Source organism: Myxococcus sp. CA051A (assembly GCF_013336705.1).
GTDB classification, from domain to species: Bacteria; Myxococcota; Myxococcia; order Myxococcales; family Myxococcaceae; genus Myxococcus; species Myxococcus llanfairpwllgwyngyllgogerychwyrndrobwllllantysiliogogogochensis.
Window position 1 is genome coordinate 1 of record NZ_JABUMS010000037.1, and the last position, 19402, is coordinate 19402.

Sequence of the window (19402 nt, forward strand, 5' to 3'; positions counted from 1 at the left end):
GATGACCGCCGCTACCTCGACATGGCCCTGCTGACTTCAAACCCAGACACCGCTGAATGAATCCGCCAAGGAGCCTTCCTCCCCCGTTCCCCCTCCGAACCAACTACACACGATTCGGGACTTGACCGGCGCGGGCGCGAGGCGTGCGGGTGGATGCGCTGGACGAGCAGGGCAGGCCGGTAACGATTCGGGCGGCGGGGTGGTACGCGCGCATCCTCCAGCACGAGCTGGACCATCTGGATGGCACGCTCTACGTGGACCGGATGGAGACGCGCAGCTTCGCGACGGCGGAGAACCACCGGCGCTACTGGGCGGGGCGCACCACCGCCGACGTGCGGGCTGCACTCGGGCTGGCACCGGGGCGCGAGAAGTCGTCGACCTGAACGGCTTTCATTGGGGAGGGTGAGGCCCTCGGCCTGGGTGTGGGGTTGTCGCTGGCAGCAGGTTGCTCGTTGGCTCGGAGGAACACGGATGCCTGTCGCGCGCGAAGACGTCACCACGCCTGTCATTATCGGTCGCTCGAGTTCTCACTTCACACGCATCGCGCGGATGTTCGCCGCGGAGCTGCGTGTCGACTACTCCTTCCGTGTCCTGCGAGACCTCCTGTCCTCGAATCCGGAGGACTACGGGGGCAACCCCGCACTGCGGATTCCGGTCATGCAAACGTCCCGAGGTGTCTGGTTCGGGGCGCTCAACGTCTGCCGGGAGCTTCGTCGGATGTCGAGCCTCACGCCTCGCGTGGTCTGGCCCGAGGACCTGGAGGCGCCGGTGCTCGCGAATGCGCAGGAGCTTGTCCTTCAGGCCATGTCGACGGAAGTGACGTTGATCATGTCCAAGCTGGGGGGCACGGGTGAGAGTGCCCATCAGTCGAAGATGCGAACGGGGCTGGTCAGCATGATGTCGTGGCTGGAGGAGAACACGACGCCGGTTCTTGCCGCGCTTCCACCGGATCGGGACCTGAGCTTTCTGGAGGTCACGCTCTTCTGCCTCGTGAAGCACCTGGAGTTTCGGGAGGTCTTGCCGACGGCCTCCTACGAAGAACTCAACGCGTTCTGTCAGCGGTTCGAGACGCGAGCCTCCAGCCAGGAGACGACCTTTCGTTTCGACACGTGAGTTCGGCGTGCCTCAATCGAGGAAACGACGCTCCCATCGAAGCAACTCGTCCGCGGGGAGTCCGAGGCTGTAGGGATGTTTCTCGTGAAAGAGCCAGGGCTCCAGGACGCGTGCCAGCTCGCGGTATGCGGGCAGGGTGTTGTCGTGCAGGGTGTCACCGGCCTCGGGCCAGGAGCCCAGGGTGATGATGGCGCTGTCTCCGGGAAGGGCGTCGATGGTGGTGCCTGGCGCGCGGAGTTGCTCACGAAGTGCCGACACGCCACCAAGGCCCGCGAGTGCAGGCTGGCCGAGGAAGGTGAGCCAGGAAGGTCCCCGTACGCGGGTGCCGAGCTCCCAGGAGACGTGCTCCAGTTCGAGGAGGTCCAGGCCTGGGTAGCGAAAGCACACCTTGCGGACCTCGGCCATCATCCCGGCGACATCGAGTTCGCCATTGAAGGCGAGGCCCACATGTCCCGAGCAGAATGGCAGGAGGCTTGCGATCTTGAGTGCCAGTTCACGCACCTCGGCGGGACCGTTCTGCTCCAGGTACTCGGTCGGTAGCCAGAAGCGCACCGCGCAGACAGGGTGGCGTTTTTCAGGGCCTAGCGCGGCGTCAGGTGGCTTACCGAAGTACTCGAACCGGTATTGATAGCGTGCGTCTTCCTCATCGTGCAGCAGGAGCAGCGGCGCTTTCCGTTCGAGCAGCTTCGTGCGGACGAATGACCACTCCTGTTCTGTCAGGTCAATCCACTCGCCATCCTCGCTGGCATATCTCCCGATGGCGTTGGGGCCGATTGCTTGCAGATACGCCTCCATTGCCGCGACGATCGCTTGAGCGATTTCCTGATGGGGGCGGTCCATGAAGAAAACGAAGCTCAACCCTTCGCGCACCAGAAGGAGTTCGCCATACATGAGACGAATCCGTGGGTAGTGATCACTCATGGCAGAACTCCCCAGCGCGGAAGGACTCGTGACGCGGGAGCACCAAAGGCTTCCCTATAGATCATCTTCTGGGTCATGCCTCCGTATACGTGGCCCGCAGGGTACTCGTGCCATGGTGTCATGTTCGTTCCGGTGCAGGGAAACTTGAAGTCGTAGATGGCATGGGCGCTGAGTGGATCTCCGTTGTGGATGACGAGATCGGGAACCAGTGTTCCCTTCAGCTCATTGCCGCAGCCCGATTTGAGGAGACCGCGAGCTTCTTCCTCGCTGACCATCGCGAGGGTCCTGCGCGACTTATCGTAACGGTAGCGCTGCTCGCGGCTGAAGCCTCCTGGGATGATTTTCTCCAGAGCCGTTTCACTACAATCGAGTGCCACGCGATGCATGAGACACCCGAGCTGCATGGCCAGAGTCATGCGGCGGTTGGATGCTTCATCGATGTGCGACTCATTGCACTCGCTGCGCGTGGGGGCCCGTCCGCCCCGGTGTTCGAGAAGCACGGAGGAGCGAGCCTGGTCCGCGCACTCCTTGAGGCGCTCCTCGATGAGCGCCTGGGTGGCGGAGTCGAGCACGCGAATCGCGGCGGCGGCGGTCCGGGTGGCGGAGACCATGGCCTGAATCGGCCGGACAGGAGGGACGACAGCTTCCTCTCCAGCGATGCGCGCGCACAGCTCCGGCCGCTGTCGACAACTGTTGGATGCCGAGTCGAACTCGTAGCGCCCTGTCGACGTGCGCTCGGGCGTGCCCGCGCAGGCCGCGAGCAGCAGCGCCCAGGCCCACATCCTTCGCCGTCGTCGGGATCGCTCCATCCGCGGTCCTCCTTCTTCACCCATCATGACGCGGATGACACCCACGCCCCAACGTGGGTTGCGACCAGGGGGCAGTCACGCCATAAACATGGCGATGCTCACCGAGGTCCAGGCAGGCCCCTATACCGTCCGAGGCATCTCTGTCGGCGGCGTCTACACCTCCCTCCAGGTCCCCGAGCTGGACGTGGTGCTCGACGCGGGCATCCCCATCCGCTCCTTCGCGGGCACCGACCGCATCTTCCTCAGTCATGCCCACCCGGACCACGCCAGCGGGCTCGGCTCTCTGCTGGGCATCCGTCGGCTCCTAGGGAAGGGCGAACCTCAAGTCTTTCTCCCCGCCGAAATCGAGGCCCCCGTCCGTGAGGCCCTCGGCGTGCTCACCCGCCTCCATCACACATCCATGGACGTGCGGACCGTCCCCATGCTCCCCGGTGACGTCCAGCCGCTCGGGCAGGGGCTTCACGTCCGCGCCTTCCGCACGCACCACCCCGTCCCTTCGCTCGGCTACCAGTTCATCCGCCGCGTCTCCAAGCTGCGCCCCGAGTTCCTCGGCCTGCCTCCGCAGGAAATCGCCCAGCGTCGCAGGGCCGGCGAGAACCTCCTCACCGAGGTGGACCATCTGGAGCTGGCCTACGCCACCGACACGCTCGCTCGCGTGCTGGAGACCGAGCCCTCCCTGTTCGACTCGCGCGTCCTCATCCTCGAAGCCACCTTCGTCGACCCGAAGCGCCCCGTGCAGGACGCGAGAGACCGCGCCCACCTCCACCTTGACGAGCTCATCGCCCAGGCCGACCGCTTCAAAAACGAAGCCATCGTCCTCATGCACTTCAGTCAGTCACTCGGCCCGCAGGAAGTGCACGCCCTGATTCGCGAGCGCCTCCCGCCCACGCTCGCCGAGCGCGTGCGCGTCTTCGCACCCGAGTCCGGTCGTTGGTTCGGCTGAGCCTCGCGTTACAAACTCAGTCGGGCCTCAGTGTTTCCAGCTCCGCGAGCACCGCGCGCAGCTCCGGCGCCTCCAGCGCCTTCTCCACCGACGCGAAGAACTCCGACAGGTCTCCTGCTCCCTGGTACTCGTAGACGCACGCCTGGAGGCCCATCTCCAGCCGGTCCACCTGCCGCACCAGCCGTCCCTCGAACGAGCTGCCCTGTTCGTACTCGTCCCACAGCGCCAGGTACTCCGCGCCCCGCGGTAGCTTGCCCACGAGCTGCTCCATCGCCCGGCGCTCCATCGCGTGCTTGTCCTCGCGTCCCACTCCGTCATGGGGCGTGAGGTCGCCGACATACGCCTCGCCGAGGTCATGCAACAGGGCAATGCGCATCGCCCGCCCCGCGTCCGCTTCCGGGAAGTGACTGTCCACGATGAACAGCGAGAGCAGCGCGACGAACAGCGAGTGCTCGGCCACGCTCTCGCATCGCTCCGGCGCAATCCCCACTCGCAACCATCCCTGACGGAAGAGCTGCTTCAGGTGATTCAGCTCGAAGTACGTCTCGATGATCGGGAGCGTCTTGCGCCCTCCGAGCAGGGCGATGGGTGGCGAGCTCTTCGTCTTCATGCGTCCCTCCACGCTACACCCACGAGCCCGCGCACTCCCGTACTCCAGGTGAGGCTGAGTGGCCTCTCATGGCCCTCCCGGTGCGCATTTCAGGGGCCTGCGTGATTTCACCCCACGACCTCGGCTAGACGGGGGACGAGGGTCGGGTCCGCGACGTTGGACACGGTCCGGAGGAGGGGGAAGCACCCATGGAGTCTTCTTCTCGTCAGTGCCGAGGCGCGTCGCAGTGGCTGCTCATGGCCGCGCTGTTCGTGAGTGTCACCGCCTGCAAGCAGGAGCCGCCCGCTCCGCCGCCAGCACCGCCCCCGCCTGTCGCCGCCATGGAGCCGGAGGACCCTCCGTTCCCCGAGCAGGCCCTGCCGCTTCCCGCCGAGGTGGCGCAAGTCACCGCCGAGCCCGCGAAGCCGCCCGAACCTCCCTTCACCGGAGACCTCCCCGCGCTGCGCAAGCGCGGTGTGCTGCGTGTCCTCGTGGAAGGCACCGACGAGGACTTCCTGCCGCGTCAGGGCACGCCCCGCTCGCAGGACCGCGCGCTGCTGGAGCGCTTCGCCGAGAAGCACGGCATGTCCGTCGAGTTCCTCGCCGTGGAGCGCTTCGATCAGCTCATCCCCTCGCTGCGAGAGGGGCGCGGAGATGTCATCGCCGCGGACCTGACCGTCACCCCCGAACGCTCCAAGGACCTCGCGTTCACCCGCCCCCTGGCCCTGGTGAACGAAGTCGTCGTGGGCAAGCGGGGTGCCGCCGGGCTGCCTCGCAAGCCAGAGGAACTCGCGGGCCGCGCCGTTCACGTTCGCGCCAGCTCCACCTTCGCCGCGTCGCTCGCCGCTCTCACGAAGGAGAAGGCCTCGGGGCTCACCATCGAGCCTGTGCCCGAGAGCACCGACTCCGAGGAACTGGCCTGGAAGGTCTCGCGGGGAGAAGTCCCGCTCACCGTCGTGGACAGCCACCTGCTCTCCGCCATCGAGACGTACAACCCGGACGTGGAGGGCCTCTTCCCCATCGCGGAGAAGCGCGCCCTCGCCTGGGCCGTGCGGCCGGAGAACCCCGCGCTGCGAGGTGCCCTGGATGCCTTCCTCGTGGAGCGCGCGCTCACCGACCACAGGGAGCAGCGCTTCACGGGGGACCTCGACGCCATCCGCAAGCGCGGCGTGCTGCGGGTCCTCACTCGCAACAGCCCCGTCACGTACTTCCTCCACCGAGGCGACCAGGCGGGCTTCGACTACGAGATGGCGAAGCTCGCCGCCGCCGCGCTCAAGGTGCGGTTGGAGGTCGTGGTGCCTCCTTCGTATGAAGAACTCCTCACCTGGTTGAAGGAGGGCCGAGGAGACGTGGTCGCCGCCGCGCTCACCGTGACGCCGGAGCGTCAGCGCGAGGTGGCCTTCAGCCGCCCCTATCTCTTCGTGGACGAAGTCATCGTGCAGCGCGCGGGGGCGCCGAAGCTCGAATCCCTGGCGGCCCTGAAGGGCCAGGCTGTCCACGTCCGGCGCTCATCCAGTCACTTCGCCACGCTCAAGGACGCGTCGACCCAGCACGGCTTCACGGTCGTCGAGGCACCCGAGGACCAGGACGCGGAGACCCTCATCGACCAGGTGGCTCGAGGAGAGATTCCCTTCACCGTGACGGACAGCCACATCCTCGCCGCCGAGCGCGTGTACCGCGATGACGTGGAGGCGGGAGTGACGCTACCGGGGCAGGGGCCTCGCGCCGGCACGGAGGGGCACCACGGCATCGCCTTCGCCGTGCGTCCGCAGAACGTGAAGCTGCGCGCCTTCCTGGATGGCTTCGTGCAGAAGACCTACCGGGGCACCGAGTACAACCTGGCCCGGCGCCGCTACTTCGAGGGCCACCGGAGCGAGGCTCCCGCGACGACGGACGAGGCGGTCCTCACCGGTGCCATCTCTCCCTATGACGTGCTGGTGCAATCCTACTCGCAGCGCTACGGCCTGGACTGGCGATTGATGGTGGCGCAGATGTTCCAGGAGAGCCGCTTCGACCCTCGGGCGCGAAGCTGGGTGGGCGCGCAGGGGCTCTTCCAGGTCATGCCCGGCACGGGCAAGGAGCTGGGCTTCCGGAAGCTCGAGGACCCGGAGCAGGGCATCCACGCGGGCGTGAAGTACATGCACCAGCTCATCGGCCGCATCGCTCCGGAGATTCCCTTCAAGCAGCGGCTGCGCTTCGCGCTGGCCTCCTACAACGCGGGACTGGGCCATGTGCTGGACGCGCGGCGGCTGGCGCAGGAGCAGGGCTGGGACCCCAACCGCTGGTTCGGCAACGTGGAGAAGGCCATGCTCCTGCTGGAGAAGCCCCAGCACTATCGCCGCGCGCGACACGGCTACTGCCGAGGCTCCGAGCCGGTGAAGTACGTCTCCGAAATCCAGACGCGCTACGGCAACTACATCGCCGTCGTGCAGCACTGACGCCCCAAGCGCGGCTCGGGGTTTCAGTCGTGACTCAGAGACTCACGCCCACGTACGCGGCGGCCCAGGGGCCGCTGAGCGAGACGGAGAACGTGTCGGGCTCCGAGTCCGCCACCATTCCGAAGTTCCGGGCCTGCTTCACGTACTGCGTGTAGCCCACGTTGACGCGGGTGTGGACCCAGCGGTTGAGCTGGTACTGGAGCGCCGCCGAGCCGCCTCCACCGAAGGTCCATTTCCGGACGCGACGCTGGAAGGCGCCCGAGTCGGGTTCCGGGGCCGCCGTCCCGTCAGGCTCCGTTGCGAACATGCGCCCGGAGGCGAGGCTCACCTCGGACGCCGCGCCGAAGAGACTGAGGCCCAGGAGCAGCTTGCCCGTCAGCGCGAAGCGCTTCTCGAACCCCGGCCGCACCGAGAGGACCTGCAGGTCACCCCCCGTCAGGTACCACTCCACGCCGTTGGTCCACCACCAGTCGCTCCGGTCCGAGCTCCGCACCATGTTGAAGTGCAGCCCGCCCGCCAGGCGCATCGCGCTGGCGCGAGCCCCCAGCGTGCTCGTCCTGTCTCTCCAATCGAGCATGTAGGCCGTCGGGTGCTGCACCCGCGCCCACGAGCCCCCGAACTCCACCGAGAGCTGCGGGGGCCGTTGCGCCATGTCCGACGCGGTGCCCGGCGGTGGCGAGGAGGCCCCGGCCGTGAAGGCCGGGCCCAGGGCGAACAGCAGGCCGAACAGGGTACGCATGACAAACCTCCTCTACAGCCCCGCGACCTTCGAGGCGCTGGACACCGTATAGACCAGGGTCAATTCCTGCTGGGAACGCGGCGCGGCCGTCACCTCGAACCGGGCGATGCCGTCCGCGCTGACCCGCGTGGGCGCTGGCTTCGTGCCGTCCTTCAGGAGGTTCACCTCCACGGTCTCCACCTCGGACACGGGAATCCGTTCCTCCAGCGCCACCGACGCGGGCTGCGCGCTCATGTTGGAGAGGAACATCTTCACGTGGTGCGTCTTCACCTTGCGCCCCGTCAGGCGGCTCGTCTCTTCCTGCAGGTCCGTCTGCCGGGCCACCCGGAGCGCATCCTCGCTGCCGAAGCCCAGTCGCACGCGCTCGCCCTTGCCCGCGAAGCGCAGCTGCGAGCGGCCCACGTAGCCACTGACGCGCACCAGGTCCACGGGACCCGCGAGCAACACCGCCGGCCCCACGTTGTCGAAGCGGGCCACGCGGTGCGCCAGCGGGGACAGCTCCGGACAGACCAGCAGCTCGGAGGCCGCGGGCGCGGTGAAGTGGAACATGGGGACGCGGTGAGGCTCACCGTCCGAGGGCACCGTGGTGCGGTGGGTCGCCGCGAGCGTCAGGGCCTCGCCGCCGTCGTCCATGCCCGGAAGGCCCTCGTCGCGCTTTCCTCCGCCACCTTCGCCCGTGGTCTGGATGACCTCCTCGCGCATGGAGACCTCCACCACCTGCTTCTCGCGCTCCGTCTTGTCGCGCAGGAAGAGCCAGTCCGTCTCCAGCCGGGGAGGGGTGGCGCCCAGCGTCGGCCGCGCCGTGGAGAACGCAAGCTCCACGTCCTTCCACTCCTCCTCCGTTCGCTGCCACACCACCGCCTCGCACTCCAGCCGCACCGTCTGGCCCGTGCCGCTGGCGGCTTGCTCCAGCGTCGCGCGATAGGCCGGACGCCACGCCGCGCACGGCACCAGGTATGTGATGGACAGGAGCGCGGTGCCTCCCGCGGGGTGGCCCACTTCCAGCTCGGCGTGGACGTCCAGCTTCGCCTCCGCCTGTTGCGTCCCCGCAAGCGCTCGCTTCGCTTCCTCAAGCTGCCGCTGCAGCCGTTGCTCCTCGCGCAGAGCACCGCGAAGTGCCTCGTCCGCGACCTCGAGCGCCTGGCGCACGGTGTCCAGTTGCTGCTTCCATTCCTCCGCCTGCGCCTTGCCACCACCGGCCTGCTCGGAGATGGCGCGGTACACGTCCGCGTGCGCCGTGGTCAGCAGGCCCTGGCGCGTGCTCAGTCGCTCCCGGTCCGCGCGGGCCTGACGCTCCTGTCGCTCCAATTCCGCCACGCGCCGGCCCAGCTCGGTGGCGTGCTCGCGTCGGGCTTCGGGAGGCTGGGGCTTCTTCGCGCGCCGCACGCGCGCCTGGGACACGGTGCCTCCGGCCAGCTTCGCCTGGAGCGAGCGGTCCACCGCCAGCGGAGACAACCCCGCGATGACCAGGCGCTGGGCACCTGGCACCAGGGGAACTTCACCTCGGCGCTCGACGAGCGCGCGGTCTTCCAGGACGGTGACCTTGACCACCGGCAGGGTGAGGGGCGTGCTCATCATGTCCTCCGGTTTCCGCCGCCGAGCATCTTGCTGGCGGGAATCTTCACGGTCCACGTCGCCTTGAGTGTCTGGGCCTCACCCGGCTGGAGCACCACGCGCCACGCGCGCTCGCCCTCCACCGGGACTTCTCCTGGCAACGGCGTGCGCTTCTGCCAGACCGGCGCGACCTCCGTCTCCTCCACCTTGATGTCCTTCTCGAACCCCGTGGGGACGGCGGGCACTCGCTCGCACACCTCGACGAGAATCCGGTTGGACATCCGGTTGGCCAGCTCCACCGAGACGTGGTGGGTCAGCATCGTCGCGCCACCGAAGATGCCACCGGTGGCCTCGTCGAAGCGCGTGTTGCGCGCGACCTTGATGGACTCCTCCACGCCCAGCCCCAGTCGCTGCGTGGAGCCTGGGGGCATGGTGGGCAAGGGCGACGTCATCAGGAACTCATCGCCCAGCGTGACGTCCACCGGGCCCGCGAGCAGCGGATAGGGCGTTCGATTCTCCACCCGCACCGTGCGGAACGCGCGGGACTCCACCGAGGGCACGCAGACGTACTCGGCGGACAGGCCCACCGGCACGGACAGCACCGGCAGCGTGTGCCACGCGGCGTCCGAAGGCACATCCGCGCGCGTCTCCAGGTCGAAGCGCGCATCGAAGTGCATCGCGGACTCGCGGGGCGGCACCGTCCACGTGGGCGTCGGGACGCGCCAGAGGCTGTTGACCTCCTGCTCGCTCACCGCGACGAACGAGAGGATGTTGACCTGAATCTGAACGGCCGACAGCGCGAGGATCTCCCGGGTGACGTGCGACGGGCGGGGACGCAGCCGGCCACGTCCGTCCAGGTCGTCCGCGGGTGTCAACGACAGGCGGTCATAGTCCAGCAGCGAGTCCGAGGGTTCCAGTCGGGGCACCGCGCTCGGGCGGTCCTGCGCCCCGCCTCCTCCCAGGCTCCCATCCGCCATGTCGGCGTACACGCGCGAGGAGCCTCCTTCCTCCTCCGCGTCCTGCGGCATGTCGAGCTGCTCGTCATCCATCTCCGCGGGGGCCACCGAGCCGCGAGAGCGCCTGAGCGACTCAAACTCCCCGGCCTGGGTCGAACCTCCCCGGGAGCCTGGCGCCATGTTTCGCGGAGCCGCCGCGGGCGCGGGCGGTGGAGGTGGCGCGGAGGCCGAGGCGCTGCCCACGGAGCGTTTCTGCGGAGCCATGGGCTTCGGGAGTGCGCGCCCGCCCTTGGGCGCGGCTTCCTTCTCCATGCCAGACGAATCGTAGAGGCCACCGGAGACGGGCTCGTCCCTCGGCGCGGACTGGGGGCTGGCGGCCTGCCGGAGGGTGTCGTAGCCGGCGAAGAGCTCGTCCAGTCCGGGAGGCGGCTCGCGCCAACCGGAGCGAGGCGGTGGGGGTTGGCGGCGGCCGATGCGCAGCGCCTTCAGCTCGGGGACCTCGGCCTTGCGGTCCAGCGCGGCCGTGGACACGGCGAGCTTCACGCCCGTCCAGTCCTCGCCCGTGCGTTGGATGATGGAGGCTCGCATCCGCAGCGTGCCTTCCTCCAGCGTCCGGGGCAGGCGCAGGTCATAGGTCGGCACCCAGCGCGCGCCCGGGACGGCGTACTCCAGCGAGATGAGCGCCGGAGTCTCCCGGGGCCAGGGGTTGCCGGACAATGTGAGGACGGCGGCGCGGTACACGCGGGCCCGCTCGCCCCGCACGGATGAAGAGGCCTCGTGCAGTCGCTGGCGCCGCAGCCGGACATCGGCCTCCGCGTCACGGTGCGCCTGCTCCAGCTCCAGTCTCCGCGCGTTCAGGGACGTCAGCTCCGTGTCCACGAAGGACGTGAGCGCCAGCAGCGCCGTCAGCGGGGCCTCGTGAGGGACGTAGGCGTCCTTCTTCTGCGGCGCGAAGGTGGGCTTGAGCTTGCCGATGGACTGGAGCTCGCGTTGAACGCCCTCCAGCCGCGCCGCTACATCCGAGACTCGCGCGAGCGCCTCCTCGAGGGCGCGGTGCTCACCGGGGACGTCGACCTCGGGCGGGAGCTGGACGTCGAACGTCGGCCGGATGGCGCGGATGGAGAGCCCGGGAGGCCCCTGTCGTACAGCGGCCCGGAGGGTTCCGGGGCGCAGTGACATCGGAAGTCCGTTGAGCTGGATTTCGGTGGGGACGCGGTCCTCCACGAGCTGCAAGGTGGCGATGCGAGTACACAGCGCCCCTTCTGCGTGAACGGTGACTGCATCCAGGATGGATGGCACGACGAGCATGCGCCCCCTCGGCTCGGGATGAAGTCGCAAGGCTAGTCGAGATGGGCGCCAGAATCATGCCCCCCACGGTGTCGTTCCGGCGGGAGGGGCGGTGTTGACGCTCCACTCCTACCGCAGCACCCGTCCTCCGGGCAGACGCAAGGCCACCCGGAAGCGACGCGTCGTGACGCCCCGTCGGACCACGAGCCAGAAGCCCCGGCGTCGCACCCGCTCGCCCGCCGAGGTCAGCCGCCAGCGCGCATCGAAGTCCATCAGGACCCCGGACATCGAGGGAGGCAGTCGTCCCTCCTCCTGGAGCGATGCCGCGAAGCGCCGACCCTCCGCGAGCGAGTCGGGCTCGACAGACATGGGATGCGCGCGCGCCCACGGCTCGAAGCACGCCCTGAAGTCCGTGCCCAGCGCCGCCGCGAGCGAAGGCCATGCGCGCTCCACACCTCGACGGCGTTTGTGAAGCAGGGATTCGGACGCCGCGAGCACGCGGGCCGTGTCGAAGCCGGAGGGCACGGGCGCGCCCACGCCCAGGGCCTTGACGAGCTCCGCCTGGGCCTGGGCCAGCCGCTCGCGCGCGGTCATCCGTGGGACTCCGCATGCCATCGCGAGACTCCGCGCCGGAGCGCGGCTTCCATCGCGGAGAGTTCGGAGGCGAGCTCCGCTGGAGCGGGAAACCGGTCATCGCGCTCGAGCATCACCGGCACCGGCCCGAGCCGTGCCGACAACTGCTCCAGCAAGGCCAGCGGGCCACTCGACACCGGGTGCGCATGCGTGTCGTGGTACAGGCCGTCCCGCTGGACGCCGCCCGCCACGTGGACATAGGCCAGTCGCTCGCGCGGCATACAGGCCAGCACCGCGTCGGCATCGGTGCCGTGGTTGAGCACGTGGGCGTGGAGATTCGCCACGTCCAGCAGCAGCGAGGCGCTGGTGCGCGCGAGCACACCGGCGAGCAGCTCCGCCTCCGAGAACGCGGCGTCGGGCCACTCGAACAGCGAGGCCACGTTCTCCAGCGCCAGCGGCACCGGGAGCGCCGCCTGGACGCGCAGCACGTTCTCCGCGAGTACGTCCAGCGCCTCCTCGGAGCGGGGAAGGGGCAGCAGGTGTCCTGACTCGAGCCCTCCGGCGCGCACGAACGCGAGGTGCTCGCTGACACACACGGCGCCCACGCGTTCCGCCTGTCGCGCGAGCCAGGCGAGACGGCGGGAGTCGAGAGGCTCCGCGGAGCCGAGTCCCAGCGAGACGGCGTGCAACACCACCGGCACTCCTCGCTCGCGCAGGCGCATCAGGGGCTCGGGAACGGCGCCCGAGTCGGGCAGGTGTTCGGCGAGGACCTCCACGAAGCCCGGGGTTGGCAGCCGGTCGATGAACAGCGCGAGCTCCCTGCGCCAGCCGATGCCGACACCCTGGAGCGACAGGCTCGTCAATCGCCACCTCCGCAGCCGCCGCAGCCACCCCCGCCGCCATCGCCTCCGCCGCAGCCATCGCCTCCGCTGGACGAATCGCCGAACCCGAAGGAATTGCTCCCGGGATCCACTTCCCGGCGCATCAACTCGAAGTCACTCGTGGACATGGCGCCCAGGCCGAAGAGGGCCACGGCCATGCCGACGTCGTGCCCGTTCAGCATCTCGGGGGCCTCGGCGCTGCGCGCGGCGGTCCTCAGGGGCTGTTCCCGCCACCGCAGCTTCTGGAACACCGAGTCTCCCTGGCGGCTCGTCCAGACCCGCCGCGCGAGGAGCCCGATGCCGGCCGTGGCCACGCAGCAGAACACCACGAGGATGGCCACGGGCTTGTCGCGCTCCAGGCCCACGGAGATCTTCGTCAGGCCCAGCAGGAGCACCGCGAGGGTGGGGAGCGGCGGCAACCAGCGGGCGCGCCAGCCCCAGGTGTCATCGACGAGCCATCCGCGCTCGATGAGTGCGGGCTTGAGCTGTTGGATGGCGGGCTCGGCGCGCGCCAGCAGCTCGGACGACTTGACCTCGCCATCGGTGACGGCGCGGCAGACGATGCGCTCGATGAAGGCGGCGTCCGGGCGGCGAGAACCGGTGGCCTCGAGTCGCGCCCCATGCATGCGAACCGAGCCGTCGTGGAGGAGCCTGGCCAGGGCCGCGTGGACGACGGCCTTCGGGCCCGAGAGCATGGCGATTTCATAGGGGTCCGGGTTCCGGGGCAGGGCACCGGGGTCACCTCCGGGCTGGCGCAGCAGGTAGCGCAGCAGGAGTCCCACCAGGAACGCGAACGCGAAGAGAGCGGCGAACAGCTCGAGGAACTGCGGGCCCGACATCTCCAATGGATTCATCGTGGCGGCCTCCATGCTGGTTCACCCCCTCATGAAACGCACCGCGAAGCCGCTGACAGCGAGGGCCCGTGACGTCTTCGTGACGTCCCGGTGTCACCGGAGCGTCCGATGTCCGCGCCCTGGAGAGGAGCAGTCTACCGTGAAGCCGCCACGCCGCGCTGTGTCGCGCCGAGCGGGGCGCGCGTGAGCCTCAGCTCGGGTCCTTGCGCGCCACCGGTTCCGGGGACACGGGAGGGCGCGTGGGATTGCCCAGGCAGTCGAAGCCGACCACGGGAGGGAAGGTGCTGCTGGGGCGGTACTCCCAATGCCACGGCTCCGAGGGCACCGTGCGGCGGAAGCCGAAGCGGCACGCGTTCGCCTCCAGCCAGAGGTAGCGCTTCGAGGTGCGCTGGCCGATGACGAGGTCCACCGCGAGCCCTCGCTGGTGGTTGGAGCGTCCGGGCCGCGCCGCCTTGTTGCCACGTCCCCGGCGGTACTCCTCGTAGAGCCACCGTTGCTCGCGCAGGGAGCGGTAGCCGCTGGTGACTCGCAACACCAGACCGTCCTTCGTCGCTTCGGTGGCCATGCGTTCGAGGGCCGTCGCCGTGTCGCGATGCAGCCGGTGGCCGCCTTCGACCCGCACGAGCTTCGCGGCCTTCACCTTCTGACGCCGGGGACGGGACTCACCGGCGAAGGCGACGGTCGTGAACAGGCACGTGAGGATGACACTCCAGCGGAAGAGCGCGAGCGACATGGCGGAATCCGGTCTGGGGAAAGGACCTGACTCTCGCGCGTTTATTCCCGCAGGCAAGCAGGCGGGAAACCGAGCCCTCGTCGGAGTTTCCGCCGATCAGAACAAGGAGAGCTGCGTGGACGACGGCTTCTCCACGGGGCGTGGGAGCGTCTTGAAGCCATGGGCGCGAGCCCACTCCTCGCTCGGGCCGCTCCAGTGGTGCGCGTCCATCTTCGCGTGGCCCTTCTCGTCGAAGGCGACGCCCTCGGCTTCCAGCAACTCGCGCTGTCTGTGTCCGTCCAGGCTGATGCCACCCGTGCGGTTGATGATGCGCTGCCAGGGGACGGTGGCCGAGCGAGCACCCAGCGCGCCCAGCGCATGGCCCACGACACGGGCATCGCAGCCTTCCTCGCCGAGGAGGGTCGCGATGTCTCCGTACGTGGCCACCTTGCCCCACGGTACCTGTTCGACGAGCGTGTAGATGCGCTCGTAGTAGTCGCGCTCGTCGCGCGGCGGACTCTGCGTCATGACGTTCGGGCTCCTGGGGGAAAGCTACCCATCCAGCGCGTCTCGACGCGAGCGCTAACCGCTGCGAGAGCCCAGGCCCGTGGCCTCGCCTGCTCGCAGCCGTTCGTGCAGCGTCCTGGCCTCCAGGTACCAGAACTGGACGTTGCCGAAGCTGAGGATGTCGCCGTCGCGCAGCGTGGCCACGCGGGTTCCCAGCGTGCCGGCGTTGAGGAAGGTGCCGTTGGTGGAGCCCAGGTCCTTCACCGTGCAGCGGTTCTCGGCCTCGTTCCAGCGCAGCTCCGCGTGCTGCTTGGAGACGGACGCGTCGTCAATGACGAAGTCGCAGTCCATGCGCCGGCCGATGGTCAGGTGGTCCGTCGAGTGGAGCGGGGGGAGCGTCACGACGCGCAGGTGTTCGAATTCGAACAGCAGGGTCATCATTCCGAGGCTGATGTCCTCGGGGTCCGCCATGCGGGTGGGCGCGAGCACCGCCGCCGAGGCTTCCGAGGGAGGGCGCTGGATGAGGGCGAAGGGCCCGAGCTGCCGCTCGAAATCCTTGGCGGGCAGTGACGCGGCGAGCGCGCGGAGTTCCTGGACGGACAGCACGCGGGGCAGCCTAGCGGGTCACCCCGCGTGCGCCCAGCGGCCCGGAGGGTGTCATGTACGGCTTTCGTTGACCTGCATGTCACGGGTTCCCTACATTGAGCACTTCATGGTGGGGGCCGGGCTCCGGGAGGAGCGCCGGCCCTCAATCTTTAGTGAACCAGGGAGTGGTGGAAGGAGCTGTGTCGATGGCGAGCGGGAGCGACAACATCCCGATGACCCCCTCAGGACTGCGCAAGCTCAAGACGGAGCTCAAGCATTTGCAGTCTGTCGAGCGGGGTAAAATTTCACGGGAGATCGAGGTCGCCCGGGCCCATGGGGACCTGCGCGAGAACGCCGAGTACCACGCGGCGAAGGAGAAGCAGTCGCACATCGAGGGTCGCATCCTGGACCTCAACGACTGGATTGCGCGCGCCGAGGTCATCGACACCAGCAAGCTGGGTGGCGACAAGGTCGTCTTCGGGGCGACCGTGGACCTGCTGGACACGGAGACGGACAAGCCCGTCACCTACCGTCTCGTGGGGGAGCTGGAGGCCGACCTGAAGAAGCGGTGGCTCGCCGTCACGTCGCCGGTGGCTCGGGCCCTCATCGGCAAGCGCAAGGGTGATATCGCCACGGTGCAGAGTCCGGGTGGGACGCGTGAGTTGGAGGTCCAGGAGATTCGCTTCGAAGACCCCGAGGACGAGGCCCCGCCCAGCGAGGGCTGAACGTCAGCGGTATCCTTCTCGAGAGAAAGCCGACGGGGGAGCGGGCCTGAGCTCGCTTCCCCGGTCGCGTTTTCTGGGAGACGTCACCCCCGTTCCGTAGGATGGATGGACGTGACTCACGCGTGAACCATCCGCTCGCCAGTCTTGTGGGACCCCTTCGGTACGCGTGCCAGCGTGACTTCGCCATGCTCGCGACCTTGAAGGACCTGACGTCCGTCATGGAGCGCGCGCTGGCGGGAGCCAGTGGTGTGGACTCCGAGGCGCTTGGGCACCTGCGCGCGGCGTTGCCCTATGTGGACCATCCCACGCCGGAGCGCCGCAAGGCCGCGCTGCGTCGCGTGGTCATGGCGCTGAAGCTCAGCGGCGTCGCGTTGCCCGTCGAACTGGATGGAATCGCCCAGGCCGCTCCGAGGTCCGAGGGACCTGGTGAACCCGGGCGAACCGGAGACACCTCACGGACGCGCGGGCAGGACAGGGCGCCTGCGAGTGAGCCCGGGCGAACCGGAGACGCCACTCGGACACGCGGACAGGACAGGGCGCCTGCAAGTGCGCTGGGGCGCGGTGGCGACCCCGTGAATGCTCGCGGACAGGAGGCCTTGCTGGAGCCTGCAGCCCGCGGCCGAACGCGCGTGGGGGCGGATGGTGGCCCTGTCGCGCCGCCTCCGGGCTACGTGCAGACTCCTCCGTGGAAGTCGAACGACCCACTGCCTCCCACGCCTCGCGCGAAGGCTCCCGCGCCCCGCTCGGCGACCGGTGTCGCGTCGCCGACGGCGAACCCTCGGTCCTATGGCGCGGAGGCGGGCCTTGCACGACCCGGCAACGTGCAACCTGCTCGGGGAGAGATGCGCCCGGGAGGGCGTGGCGCCCGACAGGCCTCGCTCGACACGGGCGCGGAGTCCGGGGCCCCTCCGGCCAAGGCGAAGAAGGAGCAGCGCAAGAAGAAGCGCGCCGTGGCGGCGGAGGCGTCCCGCTCCGAGGCGAAGCTCCTGTCCATCGCGCCGCGCTCCGGTCCGCTGTCCTCGCCGCTGAAGACGCTCGGCAAGCGCCTGGGGCCTCGGCTCATCTCCGCGCTGGACAAGAAGGGCCTTCGCCGGATGGGCGACATCCTCTTCCTGTTGCCGCGCTGCTACGAGGACCGCAGACGTCTGCGCACCATCGCCGAACTGGAGCCCGGGGAGCGCGGTGTCACCGTGGGCATGGTGAAGGTCGCGGACTACGTCCCGGGCAAGCAGGGGCGGCGGATGTTCCGCGCCGTGGTGGGAGACCGCTCGGGCAGCATCGCCGCCACGTACTTCCACGCGGGCCCCTGGCTCAAGAGCCGCTTCACGGTGGGCAAGCGCATCGTCCTCTCCGGTGAAGTGCGCGCGACGATGAATGGTCGCGAGATGGCGCACCCGGAAATCGAGCCTGCGGAAGACATGGAGTCCGCCACCTCGGTCCACTTCAACCGCATCGTCCCCGTGTACCCCGGCTTCGAGCGAGGCGAGCAGCGCTCCTTCCGCGAGCTGGCGGCGCGCGTCGGCGAGCAGTACGCGCACGAGCTGGAGGACCCGCTGCCCGCGGACCTGCGTCGCCGGCTGGAGTTGATGGGGTTGCCGGAGGCGCTGCGCTTCATCCACTTCCCACCGGACGCGGCGGACCTGGAGTCCCTCGATGCGCATCAGAGCCCGGCCCATCGCAGGCTCGCGTTCGACGAGCTGTTCTTCCTCCAGTTGGGCATGGCCCTCAAGCGTCAGGGCATCAAGGCGGAGGAAGGCATCTGCTTCGATGTGTCCGCGCCTCGCCTGGAGAAGGCCCGCGCCGCGCTGCCTTTCCAGCTCACCGGCGCCCAGGCACGAGTGGTGGAAGAGCTGAGTCGGGACATGGCCCGCGCCGAGCCGATGAACCGGTTGGTGCAGGGTGACGTGGGCAGTGGCAAGACGGCGGTGGCGATGGTCGCCGCGATTGTCGCGCTGCTGGACGGCTATCAAGTCGCGGTGATGGCCCCGACGGAAATCCTGGCCGAACAGCACGAGCGCACCTTCCGCAAGGTGCTGGCGCCGCTGGGCTTCGAGGTGGGGTTGCTCAGCGCGGCGGGGACGGCGAAGTCGAAGCGACAGGTGCGCGAGGCCGTGGCCCGAGGCGACATCCACCTGGCCGTGGGCACGCACGCCCTCATCCAGCAGGACATCGCCTTCGCTCGGCTGGGGCTCGCGGTCATCGACGAGCAGCACCGCTTCGGCGTGCTTCAGCGTCACTCGCTGATGAGCAAGGGCCCCAAGCCGGACGTGCTGGTGATGACGGCCACCCCCATTCCCCGCACGCTGGCCATGACGCTGTATGGGGACCTGGACCTCTCCATCATCGACCAGCTCCCACCGGGACGAACGCCCATCAACACGCGCGTCTTCAACGACAAACAGCGCGCGCGCGTCTACGAAGCCATCGCCACCGAGTTGACCAAGGGGCACCAGGCCTACGTCGTGTATCCGCTGGTGGAGGAGTCGGAGAAGCTGGACCTGGAGGACGCGACGCGCGGCGTGGAGAAGCTGCGGTTGGCCTTCCCCCAGGCGAGCGTCGGCTTGCTGCACGGGCGGATGAAGGCCGAGGAGAAGGACGCGGTGATGGAGGACTTCCGCGAGAAGCGGCTGCAGGTCCTCGTGTGCACCACGGTGGTGGAGGTCGGCGTGGATGTGCCCAACGCCTCGGTGATGGTGGTGGAGGCGGCGGAGCGCTTCGGCCTGTCGCAGCTCCACCAGCTCCGGGGGCGCGTGGGCCGTGGCGCGGCGGCCAGCTTCTGCTACCTGGTGGCCAACAGCGCGCGCTCGATGGAGTCCGTCGAGCGACTGGCGGTGATGGAGCAGAGCAGCGACGGCTTCGTCATCGCGGAGAAGGACCTGGAGATTCGCGGGCCCGGCGAATTCATGGGCACGCGGCAGAGCGGCCTGCCGGAATTGGCGGTGGCCAACCTGGCGCGGGACGGAGACCTGCTGTCGATGGCGCAGGTCGAGGCCCGGCGCATCCTCGCCAGAGACCCGGAGATGGAGTCCCCCGAGCATCAGAGTCTGGTGAAGGCACTCGATGAACGCTGGGAAGGACGACTCGCGCTGGCTCGGGTGGGGTAGGGCGTTCGCCTCGCGCTGCCCGTCCCCCCACCCACTGGCCGAGCTGCTGCGGGAAGCACAGGCCCGGGGCTCGAACACCGTGGGGACGCAACGCACCGACCCTGGTAGGGCG

General features: G+C 68.9%; 17 protein-coding genes and 1 pseudogene. 6 read left to right on the forward strand and 12 right to left on the reverse strand.

The features are described 5' to 3' along the window. Positions 1 to 131 precede the first annotated feature (131 nt). Both HUA74_RS44070 and HUA74_RS44075 read left to right on the forward strand, forming a co-directional pair. Positions 132 to 383 (forward strand): annotated as a pseudogene (locus HUA74_RS44070) (peptide deformylase); the annotation flags it as partial. 88 nt (positions 384 to 471) lie between these two features. Beyond that, positions 472 to 1113 (forward strand): glutathione S-transferase N-terminal domain-containing protein, encoded by a 642-nt coding sequence (locus HUA74_RS44075; RefSeq protein ID WP_141641251.1) that lies wholly within the window; start codon positions 472 to 474, stop codon positions 1111 to 1113. 12 nt (positions 1114 to 1125) lie between these two features. On the opposite strand, the gene HUA74_RS44080 is transcribed toward HUA74_RS44075, so the two are convergent. Beyond that, positions 1126 to 2034 carry a DUF3396 domain-containing protein gene (locus HUA74_RS44080; RefSeq protein ID WP_174459370.1) on the reverse strand — a complete coding sequence of 303 codons (909 nt, stop codon included), beginning with the start codon at positions 2032 to 2034 and terminating at the stop codon, positions 1126 to 1128. Continuing rightward, complete coding sequence (locus tag HUA74_RS44085) at positions 2031 to 2843, reverse strand: hypothetical protein (RefSeq protein WP_174459371.1); 813 nt, start codon at positions 2841 to 2843, stop codon at positions 2031 to 2033. Before HUA74_RS44085 ends, HUA74_RS44080 begins: the two co-directional genes overlap by 4 nt. A gap of 94 nt (positions 2844 to 2937) precedes the next feature. Here HUA74_RS44085 and HUA74_RS44090 point away from each other — a divergent pair, with 94 nt between their 5' ends. After that, positions 2938 to 3786 (forward strand): MBL fold metallo-hydrolase, encoded by an 849-nt coding sequence (locus tag HUA74_RS44090; RefSeq protein WP_174459390.1) that lies wholly within the window; start codon positions 2938 to 2940, stop codon positions 3784 to 3786. Positions 3787 to 3802: 16 nt separating this feature from the next. Here HUA74_RS44090 and HUA74_RS44095 read toward each other — a convergent pair whose 3' ends face one another. Beyond that, on the reverse strand, positions 3803 to 4396 hold the full coding sequence (locus tag HUA74_RS44095) for an HD family hydrolase (RefSeq protein ID WP_174459372.1): 594 nt from the start codon (positions 4394 to 4396) through the stop codon (positions 3803 to 3805). Between the two features lie 188 nt (positions 4397 to 4584). Here HUA74_RS44095 and HUA74_RS44100 point away from each other — a divergent pair, with 188 nt between their 5' ends. After that, positions 4585 to 6813 carry a transporter substrate-binding domain-containing protein gene (locus HUA74_RS44100; protein WP_174459373.1) on the forward strand — a complete coding sequence of 743 codons (2229 nt, stop codon included), beginning with the start codon at positions 4585 to 4587 and terminating at the stop codon, positions 6811 to 6813. A 34-nt stretch (positions 6814 to 6847) separates the two neighbouring features. Here HUA74_RS44100 and HUA74_RS44105 read toward each other — a convergent pair whose 3' ends face one another. The 9 genes from HUA74_RS44105 to HUA74_RS44145 form a co-directional block, all read right to left on the reverse strand. Beyond that, complete coding sequence (locus tag HUA74_RS44105) at positions 6848 to 7552, reverse strand: hypothetical protein (RefSeq protein ID WP_141641256.1); 705 nt, start codon at positions 7550 to 7552, stop codon at positions 6848 to 6850. Positions 7553 to 7564: 12 nt separating this feature from the next. Then, complete coding sequence (locus HUA74_RS44110; protein ID WP_174459391.1) at positions 7565 to 9127, reverse strand: mucoidy inhibitor MuiA family protein; 1563 nt, start codon at positions 9125 to 9127, stop codon at positions 7565 to 7567. Next, entirely contained in the window at positions 9127 to 11370 is a 2244-nt protein-coding gene (locus tag HUA74_RS44115; protein WP_174459374.1) for a DUF4139 domain-containing protein, read from the reverse strand. The genes HUA74_RS44110 and HUA74_RS44115 overlap by 1 nt, the downstream gene beginning before the upstream one ends. A 108-nt stretch (positions 11371 to 11478) precedes the next feature. Further along, entirely contained in the window at positions 11479 to 11943 is a 465-nt protein-coding gene (locus HUA74_RS44120; protein WP_174459375.1) for a hypothetical protein, read from the reverse strand. After that, the gene (locus HUA74_RS44125) at positions 11940 to 12785 is read right to left on the reverse strand and encodes a DUF692 family multinuclear iron-containing protein (protein ID WP_174459376.1); all 846 of its coding nucleotides are present in this window, start codon (positions 12783 to 12785) and stop codon (positions 11940 to 11942) included. Before HUA74_RS44125 ends, HUA74_RS44120 begins: the two co-directional genes overlap by 4 nt. Then, positions 12782 to 13657 carry a TIGR04222 domain-containing membrane protein gene (locus tag HUA74_RS44130; RefSeq protein ID WP_174459377.1) on the reverse strand — a complete coding sequence of 292 codons (876 nt, stop codon included), beginning with the start codon at positions 13655 to 13657 and terminating at the stop codon, positions 12782 to 12784. Before HUA74_RS44130 ends, HUA74_RS44125 begins: the two co-directional genes overlap by 4 nt. A 190-nt stretch (positions 13658 to 13847) precedes the next feature. Then, a complete protein-coding gene (locus HUA74_RS44135; protein WP_174459378.1) occupies positions 13848 to 14390 on the reverse strand; it encodes a D-alanyl-D-alanine carboxypeptidase family protein in 543 nt (180 codons plus the stop codon). Between the two features lie 96 nt (positions 14391 to 14486). Further along, positions 14487 to 14897 (reverse strand): MGMT family protein, encoded by a 411-nt coding sequence (locus tag HUA74_RS44140; RefSeq protein WP_174459379.1) that lies wholly within the window; start codon positions 14895 to 14897, stop codon positions 14487 to 14489. 54 nt (positions 14898 to 14951) lie between these two features. Further along, positions 14952 to 15482, reverse strand: a complete 531-nt coding sequence (locus tag HUA74_RS44145; RefSeq protein ID WP_174459380.1) for an FHA domain-containing protein — start codon at positions 15480 to 15482, stop codon at positions 14952 to 14954. 185 nt (positions 15483 to 15667) lie between these two features. On the opposite strand from HUA74_RS44145, the gene greA reads away from it, so the two are divergent. Then, entirely contained in the window at positions 15668 to 16186 is a 519-nt protein-coding gene (gene greA / locus HUA74_RS44150; RefSeq protein WP_141641263.1) for a transcription elongation factor GreA, read from the forward strand. Positions 16187 to 16308: 122 nt separating this feature from the next. Further along, complete coding sequence (recG, locus tag HUA74_RS44155) at positions 16309 to 19290, forward strand: ATP-dependent DNA helicase RecG (RefSeq protein ID WP_174459381.1); 2982 nt, start codon at positions 16309 to 16311, stop codon at positions 19288 to 19290. The last annotated feature ends 112 nt before the right edge of the window (positions 19291 to 19402 follow it).

Excerpts from the sequence above, each read along its gene's own strand:
- HUA74_RS44105 (WP_141641256.1), bottom strand. The coding sequence starts at position 7,552 with ATGCGTACCCTGTTCGGCCTGCTGTTCGCCCTGGGCCCGGCCTTCACG.
- HUA74_RS44115 (WP_174459374.1), bottom strand. The coding sequence starts at position 11,370 with ATGCTCGTCGTGCCATCCATCCTGGATGCAGTCACCGTTCACGCAGAA.
- HUA74_RS44085 (WP_174459371.1), bottom strand. The coding sequence starts at position 2,843 with ATGGAGCGATCCCGACGACGGCGAAGGATGTGGGCCTGGGCGCTGCTG.
- HUA74_RS44080 (WP_174459370.1), bottom strand. The coding sequence starts at position 2,034 with ATGAGTGATCACTACCCACGGATTCGTCTCATGTATGGCGAACTCCTT.
- HUA74_RS44135 (WP_174459378.1), bottom strand. The coding sequence starts at position 14,390 with ATGTCGCTCGCGCTCTTCCGCTGGAGTGTCATCCTCACGTGCCTGTTC.
- HUA74_RS44075 (WP_141641251.1), top strand. The coding sequence starts at position 472 with ATGCCTGTCGCGCGCGAAGACGTCACCACGCCTGTCATTATCGGTCGC.
- HUA74_RS44110 (WP_174459391.1), bottom strand. The coding sequence starts at position 9,127 with ATGAGCACGCCCCTCACCCTGCCGGTGGTCAAGGTCACCGTCCTGGAA.
- HUA74_RS44140 (WP_174459379.1), bottom strand. The coding sequence starts at position 14,897 with ATGACGCAGAGTCCGCCGCGCGACGAGCGCGACTACTACGAGCGCATC.
- HUA74_RS44100 (WP_174459373.1), top strand. The coding sequence starts at position 4,585 with ATGGAGTCTTCTTCTCGTCAGTGCCGAGGCGCGTCGCAGTGGCTGCTC.
- HUA74_RS44095 (WP_174459372.1), bottom strand. The coding sequence starts at position 4,396 with ATGAAGACGAAGAGCTCGCCACCCATCGCCCTGCTCGGAGGGCGCAAG.
- HUA74_RS44090 (WP_174459390.1), top strand. The coding sequence starts at position 2,938 with ATGCTCACCGAGGTCCAGGCAGGCCCCTATACCGTCCGAGGCATCTCT.
- HUA74_RS44120 (WP_174459375.1), bottom strand. The coding sequence starts at position 11,943 with ATGACCGCGCGCGAGCGGCTGGCCCAGGCCCAGGCGGAGCTCGTCAAG.
- HUA74_RS44130 (WP_174459377.1), bottom strand. The coding sequence starts at position 13,657 with ATGAATCCATTGGAGATGTCGGGCCCGCAGTTCCTCGAGCTGTTCGCC.
- greA (WP_141641263.1), top strand. The coding sequence starts at position 15,668 with ATGGCGAGCGGGAGCGACAACATCCCGATGACCCCCTCAGGACTGCGC.